The organism is Pseudooceanicola atlanticus (assembly GCF_000768315.1).
Lineage (GTDB): Bacteria > Pseudomonadota > Alphaproteobacteria > Rhodobacterales > Rhodobacteraceae > Pseudooceanicola > Pseudooceanicola atlanticus.
This window is the reverse complement of record NZ_AQQX01000001.1, coordinates 357,228-378,602: the sequence shown is the minus strand read 5'-3', so window position 1 is coordinate 378,602 and position 21,375 is coordinate 357,228. Positions and strand designations below refer to the sequence as shown.

Annotated in this window: 26 protein-coding genes; 17 read left to right on the top strand and 9 right to left on the bottom strand. The window is 64.9% G+C overall.

Features of this window, described 5'->3' with window-relative positions; all coding sequences use genetic code 11:
* Positions 1-57 precede the first annotated feature (57 nt).
* Positions 58-1,380, bottom strand: a complete 1,323-nt coding sequence (gene miaB / locus ATO9_RS01835) for a tRNA (N6-isopentenyl adenosine(37)-C2)-methylthiotransferase MiaB (RefSeq protein ID WP_043744260.1) — start codon at positions 1,378-1,380, stop codon at positions 58-60.
* Between the two features lie 130 nt (positions 1,381-1,510).
* On the opposite strand from miaB, the gene ATO9_RS01830 reads away from it, so the two are divergent.
* Positions 1,511-2,380, top strand: a complete 870-nt coding sequence (locus ATO9_RS01830) for a glycosyltransferase family protein (protein ID WP_043744257.1) — start codon at positions 1,511-1,513, stop codon at positions 2,378-2,380.
* A gap of 28 nt (positions 2,381-2,408) precedes the next feature.
* Here the strand turns inward: ATO9_RS01830 and ATO9_RS01825 are convergent, their stop codons facing one another.
* From ATO9_RS01825 to fabA, 5 genes are all read right to left on the bottom strand, one after another.
* Positions 2,409-3,089, bottom strand: coding sequence for an FAD-binding oxidoreductase (locus tag ATO9_RS01825; protein ID WP_043744255.1), 681 nt, complete (start codon positions 3,087-3,089; stop codon positions 2,409-2,411).
* A gap of 183 nt (positions 3,090-3,272) precedes the next feature.
* Positions 3,273-4,061: an enoyl-ACP reductase FabI gene (locus ATO9_RS01820; RefSeq protein ID WP_043744253.1), complete on the bottom strand. Its 789-nt coding sequence runs from the start codon at positions 4,059-4,061 to the stop codon at positions 3,273-3,275.
* Positions 4,062-4,066: 5 nt separating this feature from the next.
* A complete protein-coding gene (gene fabB, locus ATO9_RS01815) occupies positions 4,067-5,296 on the bottom strand; it encodes a beta-ketoacyl-ACP synthase I (RefSeq protein ID WP_043744250.1) in 1,230 nt (409 codons plus the stop codon).
* Positions 5,297-5,524: 228 nt separating this feature from the next.
* Positions 5,525-5,860: a zinc ribbon domain-containing protein YjdM gene (locus ATO9_RS01810; RefSeq protein ID WP_043745476.1), complete on the bottom strand. Its 336-nt coding sequence runs from the start codon at positions 5,858-5,860 to the stop codon at positions 5,525-5,527.
* A 70-nt stretch (positions 5,861-5,930) separates the two neighbouring features.
* Complete coding sequence (gene fabA, locus ATO9_RS01805; RefSeq protein WP_043744247.1) at positions 5,931-6,440, bottom strand: bifunctional 3-hydroxydecanoyl-ACP dehydratase/trans-2-decenoyl-ACP isomerase; 510 nt, start codon at positions 6,438-6,440, stop codon at positions 5,931-5,933.
* A gap of 190 nt (positions 6,441-6,630) precedes the next feature.
* On the opposite strand from fabA, the gene irr reads away from it, so the two are divergent.
* Positions 6,631-7,047 (top strand): Fur family transcriptional regulator Irr, encoded by a 417-nt coding sequence (gene irr, locus ATO9_RS01800; protein ID WP_043744245.1) that lies wholly within the window; start codon positions 6,631-6,633, stop codon positions 7,045-7,047.
* Here the strand turns inward: irr and ATO9_RS01795 are convergent.
* The gene (locus tag ATO9_RS01795) at positions 7,006-7,647 is read right to left on the bottom strand and encodes a hypothetical protein (protein WP_052418030.1); all 642 of its coding nucleotides are present in this window, start codon (positions 7,645-7,647) and stop codon (positions 7,006-7,008) included. The two genes, irr and ATO9_RS01795, sit on opposite strands and share 42 nt — an antisense overlap.
* Before the next feature lie 211 nt (positions 7,648-7,858).
* Here ATO9_RS01795 and ATO9_RS01790 point away from each other — a divergent pair, with 211 nt between their 5' ends.
* From ATO9_RS01790 to ATO9_RS01720, 15 genes are all read left to right on the top strand, one after another.
* Entirely contained in the window at positions 7,859-8,542 is a 684-nt protein-coding gene (locus tag ATO9_RS01790; protein ID WP_043744242.1) for a haloacid dehalogenase type II, read from the top strand.
* Positions 8,542-9,360: an alpha/beta fold hydrolase gene (locus tag ATO9_RS01785; RefSeq protein WP_043744238.1), complete on the top strand. Its 819-nt coding sequence runs from the start codon at positions 8,542-8,544 to the stop codon at positions 9,358-9,360. The genes ATO9_RS01790 and ATO9_RS01785 overlap by 1 nt, the downstream gene beginning before the upstream one ends.
* Complete coding sequence (locus ATO9_RS01780) at positions 9,357-10,337, top strand: threonine ammonia-lyase (protein ID WP_043744235.1); 981 nt, start codon at positions 9,357-9,359, stop codon at positions 10,335-10,337. The genes ATO9_RS01785 and ATO9_RS01780 overlap by 4 nt, the downstream gene beginning before the upstream one ends.
* Positions 10,337-10,780, top strand: a complete 444-nt coding sequence (locus ATO9_RS01775; protein ID WP_043744232.1) for a MaoC family dehydratase — start codon at positions 10,337-10,339, stop codon at positions 10,778-10,780. Before ATO9_RS01780 ends, ATO9_RS01775 begins: the two co-directional genes overlap by 1 nt.
* 72 nt (positions 10,781-10,852) lie before the next feature.
* On the top strand, positions 10,853-12,022 hold the full coding sequence (gene pobA, locus ATO9_RS01770; RefSeq protein ID WP_043744229.1) for a 4-hydroxybenzoate 3-monooxygenase: 1,170 nt from the start codon (positions 10,853-10,855) through the stop codon (positions 12,020-12,022).
* Positions 12,022-12,810 (top strand): 3-oxoadipate enol-lactonase, encoded by a 789-nt coding sequence (gene pcaD, locus ATO9_RS01765; protein WP_043744226.1) that lies wholly within the window; start codon positions 12,022-12,024, stop codon positions 12,808-12,810. The genes pobA and pcaD overlap by 1 nt, the downstream gene beginning before the upstream one ends.
* Complete coding sequence (gene pcaC / locus ATO9_RS01760) at positions 12,803-13,189, top strand: 4-carboxymuconolactone decarboxylase (protein WP_043744223.1); 387 nt, start codon at positions 12,803-12,805, stop codon at positions 13,187-13,189. Before pcaD ends, pcaC begins: the two co-directional genes overlap by 8 nt.
* Complete coding sequence (gene pcaH, locus ATO9_RS01755; RefSeq protein ID WP_043744219.1) at positions 13,182-13,916, top strand: protocatechuate 3,4-dioxygenase subunit beta; 735 nt, start codon at positions 13,182-13,184, stop codon at positions 13,914-13,916. The genes pcaC and pcaH overlap by 8 nt, the downstream gene beginning before the upstream one ends.
* Before the next feature lies 1 nt (position 13,917).
* Positions 13,918-14,517 carry a protocatechuate 3,4-dioxygenase subunit alpha gene (gene pcaG, locus ATO9_RS01750; RefSeq protein ID WP_043744215.1) on the top strand — a complete coding sequence of 200 codons (600 nt, stop codon included), beginning with the start codon at positions 13,918-13,920 and terminating at the stop codon, positions 14,515-14,517.
* The gene (locus ATO9_RS01745) at positions 14,518-15,228 is read left to right on the top strand and encodes an alpha/beta fold hydrolase (protein WP_043744213.1); all 711 of its coding nucleotides are present in this window, start codon (positions 14,518-14,520) and stop codon (positions 15,226-15,228) included.
* Positions 15,228-16,556 carry a lyase family protein gene (locus ATO9_RS01740; RefSeq protein WP_043744210.1) on the top strand — a complete coding sequence of 443 codons (1,329 nt, stop codon included), beginning with the start codon at positions 15,228-15,230 and terminating at the stop codon, positions 16,554-16,556. Before ATO9_RS01745 ends, ATO9_RS01740 begins: the two co-directional genes overlap by 1 nt.
* 107 nt (positions 16,557-16,663) lie before the next feature.
* The gene (locus ATO9_RS01735; RefSeq protein ID WP_043744207.1) at positions 16,664-17,746 is read left to right on the top strand and encodes a Zn-dependent alcohol dehydrogenase; all 1,083 of its coding nucleotides are present in this window, start codon (positions 16,664-16,666) and stop codon (positions 17,744-17,746) included.
* Positions 17,743-18,969: a mandelate racemase/muconate lactonizing enzyme family protein gene (locus ATO9_RS01730; RefSeq protein ID WP_043744205.1), complete on the top strand. Its 1,227-nt coding sequence runs from the start codon at positions 17,743-17,745 to the stop codon at positions 18,967-18,969. Before ATO9_RS01735 ends, ATO9_RS01730 begins: the two co-directional genes overlap by 4 nt.
* A 98-nt stretch (positions 18,970-19,067) precedes the next feature.
* Complete coding sequence (locus tag ATO9_RS01725) at positions 19,068-19,352, top strand: ArsR/SmtB family transcription factor (RefSeq protein ID WP_052418097.1); 285 nt, start codon at positions 19,068-19,070, stop codon at positions 19,350-19,352.
* 8 nt (positions 19,353-19,360) lie between these two features.
* On the top strand, positions 19,361-19,831 hold the full coding sequence (locus ATO9_RS01720) for a DUF3237 domain-containing protein (RefSeq protein WP_043744200.1): 471 nt from the start codon (positions 19,361-19,363) through the stop codon (positions 19,829-19,831).
* A 135-nt stretch (positions 19,832-19,966) separates the two neighbouring features.
* Here the strand turns inward: ATO9_RS01720 and ATO9_RS01715 are convergent, their stop codons facing one another.
* Positions 19,967-20,737 carry an HpcH/HpaI aldolase family protein gene (locus tag ATO9_RS01715; RefSeq protein WP_043744197.1) on the bottom strand — a complete coding sequence of 257 codons (771 nt, stop codon included), beginning with the start codon at positions 20,735-20,737 and terminating at the stop codon, positions 19,967-19,969.
* Between the two features lie 25 nt (positions 20,738-20,762).
* Complete coding sequence (gene aroQ, locus ATO9_RS01710; protein ID WP_043744193.1) at positions 20,763-21,203, bottom strand: type II 3-dehydroquinate dehydratase; 441 nt, start codon at positions 21,201-21,203, stop codon at positions 20,763-20,765.
* Positions 21,204-21,375: the final 172 nt, after the last annotated feature.

The window sequence follows — 21,375 nt, the reverse complement described above, 5'->3', positions numbered from 1 at the left end:
GCGGCTGCGATTCTCGCCCCAGCTGTATACCGAAGGCGGGAATCAAGGGTCTGCGGATCAGCCGATCACGTCGCCCGCCAGTGAATTCGGCCCGCTTTCGACGATACGCACACGGGCCAGGCTGCCGGGCGCCAGGTCGGTCTGCATGTGCACCGCATGCAGGTGATCGGATTTGCCCACCATCTGGCCGGGCAGACGGCCTGCCCGTTCGATCAGCACGCCGACCTCCTGGCCGACCATGCTGTCCTGCACGGCGCGCTGCTGATCGGTGATCAGCGCCTGAAGCTCTGCGAGGCGGGCGGTTTTCACCGCCTCCTCGACCTGGGCGCGCTCCGCCGCAGGGGTGCCGGGACGGGTGGAATACTTGAACGAAAAGGCCTGGCCGTAGCGGACCTCCTCGATCAGGCGCATCGTGTCGCGGAAATCCTCGTCCGTTTCTTCGGGGAAGCCGACGATGAAATCGCCCGAAATAAGGATATCGGGCCGCGCCGCCCGGATCCGGTCGATCAGGCGGAGATAGCTGTCGCGATCATGGCTGCGGTTCATCCGCTTCAGGATCCTGTCCGACCCCGATTGCACCGGCAAGTGCAGGTAGGGCATCAGCTTTTCGCAGTCGCCATGGGCGGCGATCAGGTCGTCATCCATGTCGTTGGGGTGGCTCGTGGTGAACCGGATGCGGGCCAGGTCGTCGATCTCGGACAATTCGCGGATCAGCCGGGCCAGCGACCAGTCGCGCCCATCCGGCCCCTCGCCGTGATAGGCGTTGACGTTCTGGCCCAGCAGGGTGATCTCGCGCACGCCGCGTTCGACCAGGTCGCGGGCCTCGTCCAGCACGCGCGACACCGGGCGCGACACCTCCGCCCCGCGGGTATAGGGCACCACGCAGAAGGCGCAGAACTTGTCACAGCCCTCCTGCACGGTCAGAAACGCGGTCGGCCCGCGCTTCGCCTTGGGGCGGGACTTCAGCCGTTCGAACTTGTCCTCTTCGGGGAAATCGGTGTCGATCACCTTGGCCCCCTGCCCCGCCTTCGCCTCCATTTCGGGCAGACGGTGATAGCTCTGCGGTCCGACGACCAGGTCGACCATGGGCTGGCGGCGCATGATCTCCTCGCCCTCGGCCTGGGCGACACAGCCCGCCACGCCGATCTTCAGATCGGGTTTCTCGGCCTTCAGCCCCTTGAACCGCCCAAGCTCCGAATAGACCTTTTCCGCCGCCTTTTCACGGATATGGCAGGTGTTCAGCAGGATCATGTCCGCCTCGTCCGGGCTGTCCACCGTGACATAACCATTGGGGCCAAGCGCCTCTGACATGCGTTCGCTGTCATAGACGTTCATCTGGCAACCATAGGTCTTGATATAAAGCTTCCTGGGGTCGGACATGGCGGCGACTTTCGGCAAGGAGGGGCGGGAAATCGTGGCCGTCTGACTAACCGAAAGGCCCGGCTCTTGCAATGCGGGGCAAAAGGCGGGACTTTGCGGTCATGGGCCGGGCAGGCCCAGGAGTTTGATCATGCATTACAATGACCTGAACGCATTCCTGACCTCCGGCAACGCGGCCCTCAAGAAAGGTCCCGTCGCCCTGATATTTGCCGAGGACGAGGCCGAGATCGCCTCGACCGTGCGCCACCATGCCGGCCTGGGCTTCAAGGCGATGGTGCTGTTCATGCCCGCCAATTTCGCGCTGGACCCCGAAATCGCGGCGCTGGTGATCCGCATCGATTTCGACCGCGCCCGCGGCGACGCCTTCCACGACGCCGTCAACGCAATGATCGAGGCGATGCCGGGCGAATGGCTCTATTACTGCTTCAACACCGAATACCTGTTCTTCCCGTTCTGCGAAACGCGCACAGTCGGCGAAATGCTCGCCTTCCATACCGAGGAACGCCGCGACGCCATGCTGACCTACGTGGTCGACCTCTATGCCGGTGACCTCGAGGAAAATCCCGACGGCATCTCGATGGAGGACGCGCTGCTCGACCGGTCGGGCTATTACGCGCAGTCCCGGCTCGACCCGGCCAACCACAACCACCCCAAGGAAAGACAGCTGGATTTCTTCGGCGGCCTGCGCTGGCGGTTCGAGGAACATATTCCCGCCAATCGCCGCCGCATCGACCGGGTCGCGCTGTTTCGCGCGCAGAAGGGGCTGCGCCTGTCCGCCGATCACCTCTTCAACGACGAGGAATACAACACCTTCTCGTGCCAATGGCACCACAACCTGACCGCGGCGATCTGCTCCTTCCGCGCAGCCAAGGCGCTGAAACGCAACCCCGGCTCGACATTCGAGATCACGTCCTTCCGCTGGCACAATTCGGAACCCTTCGAATGGCATTCCCGCCAGCTCCTCGACCTCGGGCTGATGGAACCGGGCCAGTGGTTCTGACCCACGCGACCCGGCCCCGACAGACAGCTCAGTCCAGGTCTTCGGTGACGATCCGGTCCTCTGCCACGCCGATCTCTTTCAGCGCCTTGGCAACATCGTCGATCATAGGCTCCGGCCCGCAGATGTAGCAGGTGCCGGCTTCGGGCGTGACATGGGTTTCCAGGAACGCCTTGTCGATGCGGCCCGCCTCGACACCGCCCGCGGGATTGTCCTCGTCGGTGACGACGAACACCGTGCGCAGCCCGTGCATCTTCTCGAACTCTTCGCGCAGGATGATGTCCTTCTCGGTCTCGTTCGAAAAGATCAGCGTGCAATCGGTCAGCGTCCCGGTGCGCTTCAGCCGCTCGCGCATCACGGCAATGAAAGGCGTCACACCGGCGCCACCGGCGATGAAATACCCCGGCCCCTCGTCCGAGATCGCGCCCCAGGGCTCGTCCACCAGCACCTTGTCGCCGGGGCTCATCTTGCCGATCTGCTCGGTCACGCCGTCATGGTCGGAATAGGACTTGATGACAAATTCCAGCCCCGCCTCGTCGGGCAGCGACACGAAGGTGAACGGCCGCTTCTCCTCGCGCCAGCCATCGCGATCCAGCGCCAGGTCGACGGCCTGTCCGGGGGTGAAATCGAAACCGTCGGGGCGGTCGAACCGCAAGTGATGGGTGTCGGGCGTCACCGCCTCGATGCTCTGCAGGGTCAGCGTATGGGTCATGTCTTTCTCCTTTTCAGCAGAAAAACACCCGCGCCGCTTCGCGGGTTCCCCCTTCATCTTGCCGGAAATACTCCCGCCGGAGGCAAACCCGAGCGCCCCTGCGCAAGCAGGGGGGCGAGTAGAGGGGAATGCGCCGCTTGCGGCGCTCCGTCTGCCAACATCAGCAGAAGCGCAGGTCCCGGGTCAGAGGTTCTCCGGCTGCGGCATGCCCAGCACGTGATAACCGCCATCGACGCGGATGATCTCGCCCGAGGTGTACGCACCGGCATCCGAGGCCAGGTAGACGGCGGTGCCGCCCACGGCTTCCAGCGTCGCATTGGAGCGCAGCGGCGCGTTCGCCTCGGTCTGGCGGAAGGTCTTGCGCGCCCCGGAAATCGCGGCGCCGGCCAGCGTCTTCATCGGGCCGGGCGAGATCGCGTTGACGCGGATCTTGTCGGGACCCAGGTCGTTGGCCAGGTACAGCACCGTCGATTCCAGCGCCGCCTTGGCCACGCCCATCACGTTGTAATAGGGCGTCACCCGGGTCGAGCCCTGGTAGGTCAGGGTCAGGATCGTCCCGCCATTCTTCATCATCGGCACCGCCCGGCGCGACACTTCGATCAGCGAATAGCAGGAGATATCCAGCGAGTTCTTGAAATTCTCGCGGCTGGTATTGATGAACCGCCCGGCCAGTTCGTCCTTGTTCGAATAGGCGATGGCGTGAACGACGAAATCCAGCGATCCGAAGGCATTCTTCAGCTCGGCAAAGCCCGCATCCAGCGACGCGTCGTCGGTGACATCCATGTCGACCAGCGTGGTGACGCCGATGCTCTCGGCCAGCGGACGCACCCGTTTGCCGAATGCATCGCCCTGGTAGCTGAAGGCCAGCTCGGCCCCGGCTTCCGCCATGCTCTTGGCAATGCCCCAGGCGATGGAACGGTCATTGGCGACCCCCATGACCAGTCCGCGTTTCCCCTGCAAAGTGCCGTTCATATGACTTACCCGTTATAGCGGCTCAGCAGCATCGAACCGTTCGTGCCGCCGAAGCCGAAAGAATTGGTCATCACCGTGTCCAGACCGGCATTTTCGACCAGTTTCGTCGCGATCTCTTCCGGCGCCAGCTTGGGGTCCAGCGGATCGACATTAATCGACGGAGTGATGAAATCCTGGTCCAGCATCAGCAGGCAGAAGATCGCCTCCAGCGCACCGGCCGCCCCCTGGGCATGGCCGGTCATCGACTTGGTCGACGAGATCGGCGGCGTGTTGCCTTCGCCGAAGATGCGCCGCATCGCCTCGACCTCGCCGACATCGCCGACCGGGGTCGAGGTGCCGTGCGCATTCACGTAGCCGATCTTGCGGTCCTCGGGCAGCGATTGCATGGCCAGGCGCATCGCCCGCTCGCCACCCTCGCCCGAGGGGGCCACCATGTCATGGCCGTCCGACGTGGCCGCATAGCCCGTCACCTCGGCATAGATCTTGGCGCCGCGCGCCAACGCGTGATCCAGGTCTTCCAGCACGACGATGCCGCCGCCGCCGGAGATGACAAAGCCGTCGCGATCTTCCGAAAACGCGCGGGACGCCTTCTCCGGGGTGTCGTTGAACTTCGAGGACATGGCGCCCATGGCATCGAAGAGGCAGGACAGGGTCCAGTCCAGCTCCTCGCCGCCGCCGGCGAACATCACGTCCTGCTTGCCCATCATGATCTGTTCGGCCGCGTTCCCGATGCAATGCAGCGAGGTCGAACAGGCCGAGGTGATGGAATAGTTGATGCCCTTGATCTTGAACGCGGTGGCGAGGTTCGCCGACACGGTCGAAGACATGCATTTCGGCACCGCGAAGGGCCCGATCCGCTTGGTCGCGCCGGATTTCAGCACCGTCTGATGGGCGCTGAACATCGCGCTGGTGGACGGGCCACCGGACCCGGCCACAAGGCCGGTGCGCGGGTTCACGATGTCCTTTTCCTCCAGCCCCGCATCCGCGATGGCCTGGGACATGGCGATATAGGAATAGGCCGCGCCCGGTCCCATGAACCGCAGGGTCCGCTTGTCGACGTGCTCTGCCGGATCGATCTTCAGGGTCCCGGCGACACGGCTGCGAAACCCGTATTCCGCCATTTCCTCGGAGGCGACGATGCCGGATTTCCCCGCCTTCAGCGATGCGGTGACGTCCTGTGCGTTGTTACCGATCGAGGATACGATCCCGAGACCGGTGACGACAACTCGGCGCATGGCGCCCTCCCTTTGCTCAACTGCGGCCTTACTAGGGCATAGCACGGGACAGGAGCAAGCCCTTCCCGCCCCTGCGAATCCCGCGCCGATCTGCCCGGCCCTCCCCGCCATCTGGGCGAAATCGTCCTGCGGATCAAGGGTTGCACCCCGGCCGGTCGACCCCATGGCGGATCGACACCGGCATCGGCACAGGGCCCGCCAAACAAGGGCGCCGCGCTGAAGTGGCCGCTACTTGGCGACCTTCTTCACGAATTGCGACTTCAGCCCGATCTGGCCGACGCCGGGGATCCTGCAGTCGATGTCGTGATCGCCGGGCACCAGGCGGATATTCTGCACCTTGGTGCCGACCTTCACGGTCTGTGACGTGCCCTTGAGCTTGAGATCCTTGATGACGGTGACCGTGTCGCCGTCTTCCAGCACGTTGCCGACGGCGTCGCGGATCGCCTCGCCCGCGGTTTCGGTGGCGGACCATTCATGCCCGCATTCGGGGCAGACAAGCAGCGCGTCCATCTCGTAGGTGAAGGCAGAGGCGCATTCGGGGCATGGGGGCAATGTATCGGTCATGATGCGCCTATAGCGGCGCATCATGGGTCCGGGAAGGTCCATAAGGCCGAACCGGCTGCGGTGCTTCGCCTCAGCTTTCGCTCAGCGCGACCTTCATGTCCTTGACCTCGTAGATCACCTCGCCATCGGCTTCGACGATCCCGTCGGCGACGCCCATGGTCAGGCGGCGGGTCTGCACGGCCTTGGTGAAATCAACGTAATAGGTCAGCATCTTGCGTTCGGGGCGGACCATGCCCTTCAGCTTGACCTCGCCCACGCCCAGCGCATAGCCGCGCCCGGTCCAGCCGCGCCAGCCCAGGTTGAAGCCGGTCAGCTGCCACAGCCCGTCCAGGCCCAGGCAGCCGGGCATGATCGGGTTGCCGGGGAAATGGCAGTCGAAGAACCACAGGCTGGGATCGATGTCGAATTCCGCCACGACATGGCCCTTGCCATGCTTGCCGCCATCACCGCTGATATCCGTGATCCGGTCCATCATCAGCATGGGCGGCTCGGGAAGTTGCGCATTGCCGGGGCCGAACAATTCGCCCCGGGCACATTTCAGCAGGTCGTCCTTGTCAAAGCTGGTCGGATATTCGGCCATACGGCGCGGCCCCTTCTATGTCTCGAAAAACTGCCCCCCTCTATCACCGGCCCTGCGAGGCTGGCAAGGGCGGCGGGCGCGGCAAAAAAGGCGCATCGGGCGGCCCAGTTGCGTTCAGAGCGTTAGACATTGAATATCGGCCCCACGCTGCACTATAGTGTGCATCGACCAACTCCAATGACGGATCAACATGACCGACATGTCGCAATGCAGAGGAACCGCCTGGCTCACCGAAGCCGGGGTGCGACCGACGCGCCAGCGGGTCGCGCTCGCCGATCTCCTTGTCGGGGACGGCAAGAACCGCCACGTCACCGCCGAAAGCCTGTTCGAGGCCGCCCGCGATACCGGACAAGCCGTGTCCCTGGCCACGGTCTACAACACGCTGCGCGCCTTCTGCGAAGCGGGCCTGATGCAGGAGATTACCGTGGACGGGTCGAAAAGCTATTTCGACACCAACATGCACGATCACCCGCATTTCTTCTGGGAAGACAGCGGGGACCTGACCGATGCCCCCGCCGATCAGCTGGAAATCAAGCGCCTGCCGGATATTCCCGAGGACGCGGAGCTAGCCAAGGTCGACGTTGTCATCCGGCTTCGCCGTCGCTGAGGCCTGACGCCCGGCTTCGGTTTCCCTGATCCTGCGCCGGGCGATCTCCAGACCTTCCTGGAAGGTCTCCCCGTCTCCGTAATCCATGAAACCGCCGTAATGGCGATGCCTACCCGCGACTCGGGCCGCGTGCTTGATCGGGCACCAATAGGCCTCTGTCCGGCCAGCGATCTCGGCGACATAGGCGATCAGCCCGTTGACGTAGCCGCAATAGACGCAGTTCAGCTTCTGCACGGAATTCAGGTAGGCCAGGTGGTGCCGGTCGATGCGGATATAGTCGCCGCGCCGCACCTTGGGGATGCCATAGGCCGGGAAGCAAAGCGCCTGGTAGGTGCTGACGAAGGCATCCAGCAGCGCAAACGGAATGATCAGCGAATAGATCACCGGCGCCGTCAGCAGGTGCCGTGGCGGGCTTTTCACCAGGAAGGGGCCCAGATGCGCCTTGAACGCCCGATGCCCGCGCTTCACGCCCTCGTCCCAGACGATGCGGTTGTTCTCGAACCGGTAGCGCGCCGCGTCGCGCCGCTTTTCGAACTCCGCCTCCAGCTGGTCCTGCAGGTGGGTGATCCGCTCCCTCAGTTTCTCGACATTGCCTGACATGCTGACCTCCTGGTCCGAACTGGCCCCTGTTTCCGGCTTATAGCCCGGAAACCACGACATTTTTCAGAAAGGCTGTGCGCCCGCACCCGCCGCCCTCGAACCGCCCCAGAAAGGCAAACTACTTTACTTATCACCTTAAGACGCCGGGTCGCATCAGCTTTCGCTTTTCTCATGATAAAAACGGTGCTTATGTTCACGCAAGGGTAGGGATATGAGCATCACAACGTGTATTTTTGATGCCTATGGCACATTGTTCGATGTCAATGCAGCCGCACGGATCGCCGCGCAGGAGCCGGGGCGGGAGGCGTTCGCGGCTGTCTGGCCGGACCTGGCCGAGGCATGGCGGCGCAAACAACTGGAATACAGCTGGCTCAGGGCGATAACGGGCGATCACACGGATTTCTGGACCGTGACCCAGGACGGGCTCGACTGGGCAATGGAGGCCTGCGGCCAATCCGATCCGGACCTGCGAGAGCGGCTGCTCCAACTCTACTTCGAACTCGACGCCTATCCCGAAGTGCCCGACATGCTGCGCGACCTGCGCAACCGTGGGATGAAAACCGCCATTCTGTCCAATGGCTCTCCCAAGATGCTGGAAGGTGCTGTAAACTCGGCCGGGATCGGCGCGTTGCTGGACGATGTGCTGTCGGTCGAAAGCGTTGGGGTCTTCAAACCGGCCTCTGCGGTTTACGATCTTGTGGGCGCACGGTTCGACACCGACCCGTCGCAGGTCCTGTTTGCCAGTTCCAATGGGTGGGATGCCGCCGCGGCCTCCGCCTATGGGTTTTTCACCGTATGGGTCAATCGGCGCGGCGATCCCGTCGACCGCATGCCCGGCCGGCCTTCACTAGTGGTTTCGGATCTTTCCGATGTTTCAAATCTCAAGGAAATTTAGTGCCCAACTTTCAGACGTCCGACGGAATATCGCTTTACTATGAAGACGAAGGCGACGGCCTCCCCATCCTCTGCCTGTCCGGTCTGACCCGCAATTCAAGGGATTTCGACTACGTGGCCCCGCACCTTGCCGGCGCCCGCCTGATCCGCATGGATTACCGGGGCCGCGGCCTGTCGGATCATGCGGACCCGGCGACCTACGCGGTCCCGGTCGAGGCGCGCGATGCGGTCGAATTGCTGGATCACCTGGGCGTGGACAGGGTCGGAGTGCTGGGCACCTCCCGCGGCGGGATGATCGCCATGGTGATGGGGGCCACGGTGCCCGACCGCCTGCGCGGCGTCGCCCTGAACGATGTCGGGCCCGAGATCGAAACCGGCGGGTTGTCGGCGATCATGGGCTACCTGGGCAAGAACCCGCCCTTCGCCACGTTCGACGAGGCCGCCAAGGCGCGGCTGGACCTGCCGCAATTCCCCGGCGTGCCGCTGGAACGATGGCGCAAGGACGTCACCCATACCGCGACCGAAACGCCCGAGGGGCTGAAGATCAATTACGATCCCAGGCTCCGCGACGCGGTGGCAGCAGTGATGGAGGCGCCCTCTCCCGATCTCTGGCCGCTTTTCGACACGCTGGCCGACCTGCCCGTGGCGGTGATCCGCGGCATGAATTCCGATCTTCTCAGCGCGGGGGCGGTTGAAAGGATGTGTCAACGACATCCCGGCATGATCGTCGCCGAAGTCCCGAATCGCGGGCATATTCCCTTTCTCGACGAACCTGAATCGCTTGCTGCCCTGCGCAGCTGGATGGAGGCGATGGCATGAACTACGACATGATCGAAGCGGCGGCAGAGCGCGCCAACGGACATATCCGGCACACCCCGATGGTGAACTCTCCGTTCATCGACAAGATCGCGGGGCGCAAGGTCTATATCAAACCGGAATGCCTGCAGCATACCGGCAGCTTCAAGGCGCGCGGCGCCTGGTCGGCCCTGTCGGCAATGGACCCGGCGGTCCGCAAATCCGGGGTGATGGCCTATTCCTCGGGCAACCACGCCCAGGGCGTCGCCTGGTCGGCGGCCCAGCACGGTGCCCCGGCGGTGATCCTGATGCCCGCGGACGCGCCTCAGCTGAAGCGCAACAACACCAAGGCATTGGGCGCCCGCGTGGTGCTCTATGATCGTGCGACCGAGGATCGCGAGGAAAAAGGCCTGGCCCTGGCCACCGATCTGAACCTGACGCTGGTCAAACCCTATGACGACCCTCACGTGATCGCCGGCCAGGGCACCGTCGGGTTGGAAATCGCCGCCCAGGCGGCCGAGCTTGGCATCGAAGAGGCCGACGTTCTGGTCTGTTGCGGTGGTGGCGGCCTGACCTCCGGTATCGCACTGGCGCTGGAACAGAAGGCCCCCGGCCTGCGCGTCCGCCCGGTAGAGCCCGAGCATTTCGACGATGTCGCCCGCTCGCTCTCGGCCGGTTCAATCTCGCGCAACAACCGGATGGATGGCTCGATCTGCGATGCCATCGTCACGCCGCAGCCCGGCGATCTGACCTTCCCGATCATGCAGCGGCTGTGCGGTCCCGGCCTGTCGGTCAGCGATGACGAAGCGCTCAACGCGATGGCGCAGGCCTTCCTGCGGCTCAAGCTGGTGGCGGAACCGGGCGGCGCCGTCGCGCTGGCCGCCGCGCTGAACCGCAAGAACGAGATCAGCGGCGACGCGGTGATCGTCGTGATCTCGGGCGGCAACGTCGACCCGATGATGTTCTCGCGCTCGCTGATTTCCCACGCGGACGTCGCCTGATGTTCTTCGACGACCTCACGCCCGGCTACCAGTTCCAGACGGAACCGTATCGACTGACCGAGGCCGAGATCATGGACTACGCCCGCATCTACGATCCGCAGCCCTTCCATATCGATCCGGAGGCCGCGGCGGCCTCCATCTATGGCGGGATCATCGCCAGCGGGTTGCAGACCGTGGCCATCGCCTTTGCCCAGACCCTGCGCGCCAATGTCTTCAACGAGGCTTCGATGGGCTCGCCCGGCATGGATGCGATCCGCTGGCTGAAACCGGTGCGTCCGGGCGATGCGCTGACCGTGACGGGCACCGTCACCAGCGCCACGCCGTCGGCCTCGCGCCCCGACCGGGGCCGCGTGGTGATCGACTATTCCGTTGAAAATCAACAGGGTGAGATCGTGGTGACCTACCAGATCACCCACCTCCTCAAGCGCCGCCCCGCTACCTGAAAAGACACATCTGAAACTAATTGACATCGACAACTATAATGCGTCATTCTCCGCCCCAACAGGGAGGATTCCATGCGCACACAGGTTGCCATCATCGGCGGCGGGCCTTCGGGGCTGCTGCTGTCTCAGCTTTTGCACAAGGCCGGGATCGACTCGGTCGTTCTGGAGCGTAAGACCCGCGACTACGTCCTGGGTCGCATCCGCGCCGGCGTGCTGGAACAGGGCCTTGTCGGCCTCATGCGCGAGGCCGGCGTCGCTGACCGCATGGAGGCCGAAGGGTTCATCCATGACGGCACGCTGATCGCGGCCAACAACGAAGCCTTCCGCATAGACTTTGCCAAGCATACCGGCACGCATGTCACCGTCTACGGCCAGACCGAGGTGACCCGCGACCTCTACGATGCGCGCGAGGCGACGGGCGGCTCGATCCTCTTCAACGCCGAGGACGTGACGATCCACGATGTCGACACCGACCACCCATACGTCACCTACCGCACCGACGGGCAGGACGGCCGGGTGGATTGCGATTTCATCGCCGGATGCGACGGGTTCCACGGCGTGTCGCGCCAGACGATCCCCGACACCGTCCGCAAAGAATACGAAAAGGTCTACCCGTTCGGTTGGCTCGGCATCCTGTCGGAAACGCCCCCCGTCGACGACGAACTGATCTACGCCAATTCGCCGCGCGGCTTCGCGCTGTGTTCGATGCGGAACGCGTCACTGTCGCGCTATTACGTGCAATGCCCGCTGACCGACACGCCCGAGCAATGGTCCGACGACGCCTTCTGGGAAGAGCTGAAACGCCGCATCCCAGAAGAGGCCGCGGACAAGCTGGTCACCGGCCCGTCCATCGAGAAATCCATCGCCCCGCTGCGGTCCTTCGTGACCGAACCGATGCGGTGGGGCCGGTTGTTCCTGTGCGGCGACGCGGCCCATATCGTGCCACCGACCGGCGCCAAGGGGCTGAACACCGCGGCCAGTGACATTCACTACCTCTTCGAGGGGTTGAAGGATTATTACCTCGACAAATCCTCCGCAGGGATCGACCATTATTCCGAACGCGCCCTGCTGCGCATCTGGAAGGCGGAACGTTTCAGCTGGTGGATGACCACGCTGCTGCACCGTTTCCCCGACCAGACCGAATTCGACCTGAAGATGCAGCAGGCAGAGCTCGCGTTCCTGCGTGACAGCGACACCGCGCAGAAAGCCATGGCCGAAAATTATGTGGGACTTCCATACTGATGCGTATAGCGGAACTTGACGGGCTGCATGTCCACTACACCGACGAAGGCGATCCGGATGGCGCGCCCGTCGTCTTCGCCAATTCCCTAGGCACCGATCTGCGGCTCTGGGACAAGGTGCTGCCGCTGTTGCCCGCCGGGCTACGCCTGATCCGCTACGACAAGCGCGGCCATGGCCTGACCCAGGCAAGCAAGGCGCCCTATTCCATGGGCATGCTGGTGCGCGATGCCGAACAGTTGCTCGACCATCTGGGCGTCAAGGACGCGCTGTTTGTCGGGCTGTCCATCGGCGGCATGATCGGCCAGGGCCTTTCGGTCAAGCGGATGGACCAGGTGCGCGCGCTGGTGATCTCGAACTCCGCCGCCAAGATCGGCACCGCCGACATGTGGCACGAACGGATCGCCGCCGCCCGGGCGGGCGGGATCGAACCCATGGCAGATACGGTCATGGAGCGGTGGTTTTCCAAGAAGTTCCGCGCCAAGCCGGAACTGCATGCCTGGCGGTCGATGCTCGTCCAGCAGACGGTCGATGGCTATACCGGCTGCTGCGCCGCCATTGCCGGGACGGATTTCTATACGCCGACGTCCGGTCTGCGCCTGCCCGTGCAGGGCATCGCCGGATCCGAAGACGGCGCGACGCCGCCCGACCTGGTGCGCGAAACCATCGACCTGGTGCCCGGGTCGCGCTTTGCACTGATGCGCGGCGCGGGCCACCTGCCCTGCGTCGAGGACCCGGAGGGCTATGCCCGCATCCTCACCGATTTCATCAAGGAGACAGGCCATGTCTGACCGCCGCAAGGCCGGAGAGGCCACCCGCCGCGCCGTATTGGGCGAGGCCCATGTGAACAAGTCGCAGGGCAGCTCGGACGATTTCAATTCGGGCTTCATCGACCTGATCACCGAAGGCGCCTGGGGCACCGTCTGGTCGTCGGACGCGATCACCAAGCGGGAACGCTCGATGCTGACCCTCGCCCTGCTCGCGGGTCTCGGCAATTTCGAGGAATTCGAACTGCACCTGCGCGCCACGGTGAACACCGGCGCCACCCCCGACGATATCCGCGAGGTGCTGCACCACGTCGCGATCTATGCCGGCGTGCCCCGCGCGAACCACGCGTTCAAGCTGGCCCGCCAAATCTATGCCGAACTGGAGGACCAAGGCGATGAGTGACACCGACCACGGACCGCTGATCCCGCGCAACCGGGATGCACATCCGCCCGCCTATGACATCGACTACAAGACCTCCGTGCCGCGCAGCCCGCGCTGGTCGCTCCTGTCGATGGAATCCACCCCGTCCGAGGAAACAGGCCCCCGTTTCGGCCATTCCCTGCTGGGCGAATGGGACAACAACCTGATCATGAACTGGACCCGCGGCAAATCTCCGGCCGTCGGCGAACGTATCCTCGTTCATGGTCGTGTGCTGGATGAAAACGGCCGCCCCGTGCCCGACACGCTGGTCGAGATCTGGCAGGCCAATGCAGGCGGGCGCTATCGCCACAAGAAGGACACCTACTTTGCCCCGCTCGACCCGAACTTCGGCGGCTGCGGGCGCACGATCACCGACGAAAACGGCTATTACGAGTTCCTGACGATCCGCCCCGGCGCCTATCCCTGGCCCAACCGGGCGAATGACTGGCGGCCGATGCATATCCACTTCTCGATCTTCGGGCACAGCTTTGGCCAGCGCCTGATCTCGCAGATGTATTTCGAGGGCGATCCGCTGATCAATCACTGCCCGATTGCCGCGACGATCAAGGACCGCTCGCAGCTGGATACGCTGGTCGCGCCGCTCGATTTCTCGAAATCGCGGCCGCTGGATTTCCTGGCCTACAAGTTCGACATCGTACTGCGCGGCCGCCGCCAGACCATGTTCGAAAACAAGCTGGAGGGGATGTGATATGGTCCAGAAACTCGACACCCTGATCGAAACGCCCTCCCAGACGGCGGGTCCCTACGTGCATATCGGCTGCATGCCGACCTATGCGGGAAATGCCGGCGCCTATGACCAGGAGATCGGCGAAAGCCCGATTGCCGACGGCGCCAAGGGCGAGATCATCGAGATCACCGGAGAGGTCATCGACGGCACCGGCTGGGCGCTGCGCGACGCGATGCTGGAAAGCTGGCAGGCCGATGCCGCGGGCAAATTCCCCGGCTCCGACGGCGCCGATCCGGCGGTCAACGGCTTCTGCCGGTTCGCCGCCGATGCCGAGACCGGCAAGTTCACCCTGCGCACCGTCAAACCCGGTGCCGTGCCCGCCCGCGGCGGCGTGATGCAGGCGCCCCATATCTCGATCTGGATCGTGGCGCGGGGGATCAATGTCGGCCTCCAGTCCCGCATCTATTTCGAGGACGAGGACAACAGCGCCGACCCTCTGCTGAACCGGATCGAACAGAAAAACCGCGTCGAGACCCTGATTGCAAAGAAGACCGGCGAGGGCCAGTATGCCTTCAACGTTGTCCTTCAGGGCGAAAATGAAACGGTATTTCTGGATATCTGAATGAGCGACATCATCCTGGTCCACGGCGCCTGTCACGGTGCCTGGTGCTGGCGCGACGTGATCCCCGGGCTCGAAGCCCGGGGTCATCGCGTGCGCGCCCTCGACATGCCCGGCCGCGGGGTGCCCGACGATGCGGGCGGCCTGACCCTCGCCGATCAGGCCGACACGATCCTGGCCGCGCTGGACGGCCCCGCCGTGCTGGTGGGCCATTCTGCCGGGGGGCTGTCGATCTCGGCCGCCGCGCAGGCCGCTCCGGACAAGGTGCAGCACCTGGTCTACGTGGCCGCCCTTCTGCCGCGCGACGGCGACAGCCTGGGCGAGATGATGCAGGCCCTCGAAGGCGACCGCGCCACCCTGCCGATCACCCGCACCGAGAACCGGCTGGGCTATTGCTTCGACACCGACGGCGCGGGGCCCAAGCTCTATAACGGCGCGACCGAGGAGCAGATGGCCTGGGCGCTGCCCCAGATCTGCGCCGAACCCTCCGGCCCGCATCGCGACCGGATCAAGCTGGGGGCGGCGTTCGACGCCCTGCCCAAATCCTATATCCGCTGCCAGCAGGACCTGGTGATCCCTGCCATCGACCAGACCCGCCTGGCCGCCAACCTGCCCGCGCGGAACATCCACGACCTGGACACGGGCCATTCGCCCTTCCTGTCCGAGGCCAAGGCGCTGACCGCGCTCATCGACCAGATTGCCAAGGAGGGCTGATGCCCGGTTCCGTCCACGACAGCGTCATCTATCACAAGCTCTTCGATGCCGGTGAGGCCTCCCGCCTGTTCACCGACAGCGCCGAGGTCCGCGCGATGCTCATCGTCGAGGGCGCGCTGGCCAAGGCGCAGGGCGCGCTTGGCATCATCCCCGAAATCAGCGCCGCCGCGATCCACCGCGCGACGCTGGAAATCGTGATCGACGCGGGCGGGCTGGGCAATGCGGCGGCCAAGAACGGCGTGCCGGTCCCCGGCCTCGTCGCCGCCTTCCGCGAGGAAATGAAGGGCCCCGAACATGCGCAATACCTGCATTGGGGCGCGACCTCTCAGGATATCGTCGATACAGGGCTGATGCTGCGCCTGCGCCAATTGCTCTCGCTGGTCGAGGATGGGCTGCGCGCGACGCTCTCCGATCTCGGCAAACTGGCAGACCAGCATGCCGACACGACCATGGCAGGGCGCACCTACGGGCAATACGCGACCCCGGTCAGTTTCGGGTCGGTCGTGGCGGGCTGGGGCAACCCACTTCTGTCACTTCTGTCAGAACTGGATGATCTGAGATCCAAGAATTTACTCGTCTCACTCTCCGGCGCAGCGGGCACTGGCGGGGTCTGGGGCGAACAGGCCGGCCCCCTGCGGGCCGCGCTGGCCGATGGGTTGGGGCTGGCGGATCCGGGCCGGTCCTGGCACGCGGATCGCGGCCCGATCCTGCGCATCGCCGACTGGCTGACCCGCGTTGCCACGGCCATCGGCAAGATGGGCGAAGACCTGATCGCCATGGCCCAGTCCGGCATCGGGGAAATCCGCCTTGGCGCGTCCGGCGGGTCTTCGACCATGCCGCAGAAGCAGAACCCGGTGCAGCCCTCGGTCATGGTCGCCACCGCGCGGCAGGTGATCGGGCTGAACGCCACGCTTCAGGGCACCGGCCTGGCACGGCAGGAACGCGACGGCGCCGCGTGGTTCACCGAATGGATGACCTTGCCGCAGCTTTGCCTCTCTGCCGCCACCGCCGTTCAGACCGCGCGCAGCCTAGCCCCCGGCCTCGCACCGGACCCGCAGGCCATGCTGCGCGCCTTCGAGGGTGGCCAGGGCCTGATCCATGCCGAAGCGCTCAGCTTCCGCCTGGCCGCGCACATGCCCCGCCCCGAGGCCCAGGCCGAGGTCAAGCGCCTCTGCCTCGAGGTCCAGCAAACCGGCGCGCACCTAGCCGATGCGACCCGCGCGGCCTATCCCGACATCGACACCGACGACATCTTCGATCTGTCCCGGCAGATGGGCGACGCCCCCGATCAGGCCCGTGCCTTCGCGGCCAGGGCGGCCTCGGCCTAATGCTGCGACAAGTTGCGAAATTTGATTCCGACAGGTGGAATTGAAGAAAATCCTCGCATAAGGTGCGCCCGACAGTTCAGGGTCAAACCGTCCAGAGGGAGGATTCCATGGGAAAGATTCGTGCGGCCGTCTGCCGTGAGTTCAATACGCCGCTGACCGTAGAAGAGGTCGAGCTGCGCAAGCCGCAGACCGGCGAGGTCGAGGTCGACCTGCATGCCGTGGCGATCTGCCATTCCGACATCTCCTACTGGCAGGGCGGCTTCGGCGGATCGCTTCCGGCGGTCTACGGGCACGAAGCGGCAGGCGTCGTGACCGCGGTCGGCGAAAATGTCGTCGGCATCAAGGAAGGCGACAGCGTCTGCGTGACCCTGATCCATGCCTGCGGCCATTGCACCACCTGTCAGTCCGGTAAGCCGACGATCTGCGAAACCCCGGTCGACAACCTGGGCCAGAGCCCGATCGCCATGGGCGATGAACCCGTCTTCAAGGCGATGGCCACCGGCGCCTTCGCCGAAAAGGTCGTCGTCGATCAGTCGCAGCTCTGCGTCATCCCCGAGGACATGCCCAAGGACAGCGCCGCGCTGATCTCCTGCGGGGTGATCACCGGTGTCGGCGCAGCCGTCTTTGCCGCCGATATCGAGGTCGGGCAGGACGTCGTGGTGATCGGTGCCGGCGGCGTCGGCCTGAACGCCATCCAGGGCGCCCGCATCGCCGGTGCCCGCCGCATCGTCGCCGTCGACATGCTGGAAGACAAGCTGGAGGTCGCAAAGGAATTCGGCGCGACCGATACCGTCCTCGCCGAGGGCAAGCCCTGGTCCGAGGTCAAGAAGATCCTCGGCCGTGGTGCCGACGCGGTGCTGGTCACCGTCGGTGTCGCGCAGGTCTACGACCAGGCGCCCCGCTACCTGGGCTGGGGCGGCAAGGTCGTCATGGTCGGCATGCCGCATGGCGACAAGGTGTCGACTTATTCGCCGCTCATCATGGCCAACCAGGGCCAGGGCATCGTCGGCTCCAAGATGGGTGACATGGTCATCAAGCGCGACATTCCGTGGATCGTCGACATGTACCAGCAGGGCCGCCTGAAGCTGGACGAGCTGATCTCGGGCCGCTGGACGCTCGACCAGATCAACGACGCGATCGAGGATACCAAGTCCGGTGCCGCGCGCCGGAACGTCATCATGCTCAAGTGAAGCTCGACACGCTCGATATCGTCGTGACCGCCCCGCCCGCTCCGGGCTGGGGCGGGCGCTACTGGATCCTGGTTAAGGTCACGACCGATACCGGGATCACCGGCTGGGGGGAATGCTACGCCGCCTCCGTCGGACCCGAGGCGATGACCCACGTCATCCGCGACGTCTTTGACCGCCACATGGCCGGCGAAAGCCCCGAGAATATCGAGTTGATGTTCCGCCGCGCCTATTCCGCCGGGTTCACGCAACGCCCCGACCTGACCGTCATGGGCGCGTTTTCCGGGCTCGAGATCGCCTGCTGGGACATCCTCGGCAAGGACCGCGACCGCCCCGTCTGGGCGCTGATGGGCGGCCGGATGAACGACCGCCTGCGCGCCTATTCCTACCTCTATCCCCTGCCCGGCCATCCCCTGCCCGACTTCTGGGCCGATCCCGACATGGCCGCCGACAGCGCCCGCGACCTGGTGGCGCGCGGTTACACGGCGGTCAAGTTCGACCCCGCCGGCCCCTACACGATCCGCGGCGGCCACATGCCCGCCCTGTCCGACATCGACCGCTCCGCCCGGTTCTGCGCCGCCATCCGCGCCGCTGTCGGCACCCGGGCCGACCTGCTCTTCGGCACCCATGGCCAGTTCACCCCCGACGGCGCCCTGCGCATGGCCCGCGCCATCGCCCCCCACGACCCGCTCTGGTTCGAGGAACCGGTGCCGCCGGATGATATCGCAGCTATTGAATATGTCGCGCGCAATACCCATATCCCTGTTTCGGCCGGCGAACGACTGACGACCAAGCCCGAATTCGCCGCCCTCCTCCGCGCCGGGGTCCGCATCCTGCAACCCGCCCTGGGCCGCGCCGGCGGGCTGTGGGAGGGCAAGAAGATCGCCACCCTGGCCGAAGCCGCCGGCGCCCAGATCGCCCCGCATCTCTATGCCGGGCCGGTCGAATGGGCCGCCAATGTCCACCTTGCCGCGACCTGTCCGAACCTGCTGATGATCGAAACTATCGAAACCCCCTTCCACGACGCCCTGATCAAGGGCGCGATCCGGGTCGAGGACGGGCATGTCCCGCCCCCCACCACCCCCGGCCTTGGGATCGAGGTCGACGAGGCGCTGGCCCGCGCGCATCCCTATACCGGCACCGATCTGCACCTTTCGATGCAGGAAGCGCCCTGCGACTACGCGAAACCGAACCTCTTCGAGGGCGGCGCACCGAGGGATGAGTGATAATCTCGCCAAAACCACACGAAAGTGTTACCTTCCGGAAAACTTGTCAGGAATTGATGCCCTTGGCTGAAGTACATGCGCCCGTGCCGCCCGCCGAAATGGAAGCCAATGCCCATTCCGCCGCGGCCTTTCTCAAGACCCTCGCCCATGAAGGGCGGCTGATGATCCTGTGCCATCTCGGCAGCGGAGAGAAATCCGTCGGAGAGCTGGAAGAGCTTCTCGACATGCGCCAAGCCGCGGTCAGCCAGATGCTGGCCCGCCTGCGCGAAGAGGGCTTCGTCGCCACCCGGCGCGAGGGCAAGACGGTCTATTACCGGCTCGCCAACGAACACACCTCCGAGGTCATCAACCTGCTCTACCGCCTGTTCTGCAAGACGGACTGAGCAGCCCCATGACCGCCGAATTCCCCGCCCCGGGCCTCAGCCATGTCTGCGACCTGCGCGTCACCCTCGACCCGATCATGGAGATGGGGCCGGGCCGCGCCGGTCAGCGCCGCATCATCCGCATCCGCGGCGGAGAGGTCGTGGGCCCGCGCCTCAACGGTCGTCTGCTCGACCTCGGGGCGGATTGGCAGACGATCTGGGGCAATGGCGTCGCACAGCTCGACACCCGCTACGCGATGGAAACCGATGACGGCGCGGTGATCGAGGTGATCAATTACGGCTATCGCCACGGCACGCCCGATGTCATCGCCCGCCTCGCCGCCGGCGAGGACGTGCCGCAATCGGAATATTACATGCGCACCCAGTGCCGGCTCGAAACCGGCGATGCCCGCTATGAATGGGTGAACCGCACGCTCTTTGTCGGCACCGGCGCCCGCAAGGCGCAGCAGGTGATCGTGTCGCTGTTCTCCATCGACTGAGGGCGGGCCGCGCTCGGCGTCACTGCCGGGCGAGACAGCATCGACAGACCTCACACCCCGCCCGGTGGCGACCTCCGCGATCAGCGCCTCTTGATATCGCACGACAAGGTCGGGCCAGCCGTTGCAGCCCGTCCCTCATCCGTCCGAAAACCGCGCCTTCAACCCGCGCACATCCCGCATCATCGAGGTCAGATCCAGCCCCACCGCCGTGAACCCGGCCCCCAGTTCCATCAGTCGGCGGGCGAAATCCTCGTTCAGCGTCAGGATGCCCGACGGCACACCGATGGCCTTGAGCCGGGTGAAGGCATCCTCGATCGCCGCGATGACCTCAGGGTGGCCCTGGTCGCCCGGATGCCCCATCGACCCCGACAGGTCCGCCGGGCCGATGAACACGCCATCAACCCCGTCGACGCTCGCGATATCTTCCAGCTGTTCCATCGCCTGGATGGTTTCCACCTGCACGATCAGGCAAAGCTCTTCCTCGGCGCGCTTCAGGTAATCGGGGATCAGCCCGAACCGCCCGGCCCGCACCGCACCCGCCATGCCGCGCATCCCGTTGGGCGGATAGCGCATCGCGGTCACGGCCGCGCGGGCCTCTTCCACATTCTGCACGTAAGGGATCATCAGGGTCTGCGCGCCCATATCCAGGTACCGCTTGATATAGGCGGGGTCGTTCGACACCGGACGCACGATGGCCGACACCTCAGGGTAACCGGCAATCGCCTGCAAGGCGGGCTGCACCTGGTGCGCCTCGGTCATGGCGTGTTCGGTGTCGATCAGCACCCAGTCAAAGCCGGTGGCGGCCATCGCCTCCGGCACGGTCGATCCACTGATCGAATTCCAGATGCCCAGCTGATGCCGGCCCTCTTTCAACGCCGCCTTGAAGCGGTTCTTCGGCAGTTCCATCCTGTCCTCCCCGATTGTCGTGATCTCAATCCGCCAGCAGCGACGCCATGCGCCGCATGGCCAGGGCATAGCCCTCCACCCCGCAGCCCGCGATCACCGCATCGGCGCGGAACGAGACGTAGGAATGGTGGCGGAAACTCTCGCGCTTGTGCACGTTGGAAATGTGAACCTCGATCACCGGTCCCTCGAACGTGTTCAGCGCATCGAGGATCGCGACAGAAGTATGCGTATAGGCCGCCGGGTTGATGATGATCCCGGCCGAGCTCTCCCGCGCTGCGTGGACCTGTTCGACGATCTCGCCCTCGTGGTTCGACTGGTGGAACGCGACCTCCAGCCCGAAGGGCGCGGCGGTGTCCCGGCACAGGGTTTCGACATCGGCCAGGGTGTCGTGGCCATAGATCTCCGGCTGGCGCTTGCCCAGCAGGTTCAGGTTCGGCCCGTTCAGGACAGTGACGGTCTTGGTCAAGGTTCGCTCCGGTCTTTGCGCGTCCGGGTGGTCTTAGCATGATCCGCCGTGGCGGGCCTAGCGGTTCCAGAGGCCGGATCCGTTGGACCGGCATTTGCACCGACGCAATACCGATGTGATACCGACGTAATACCGACGCGGAAAATCAACGGCTTGGCAGATCGGGCGACAG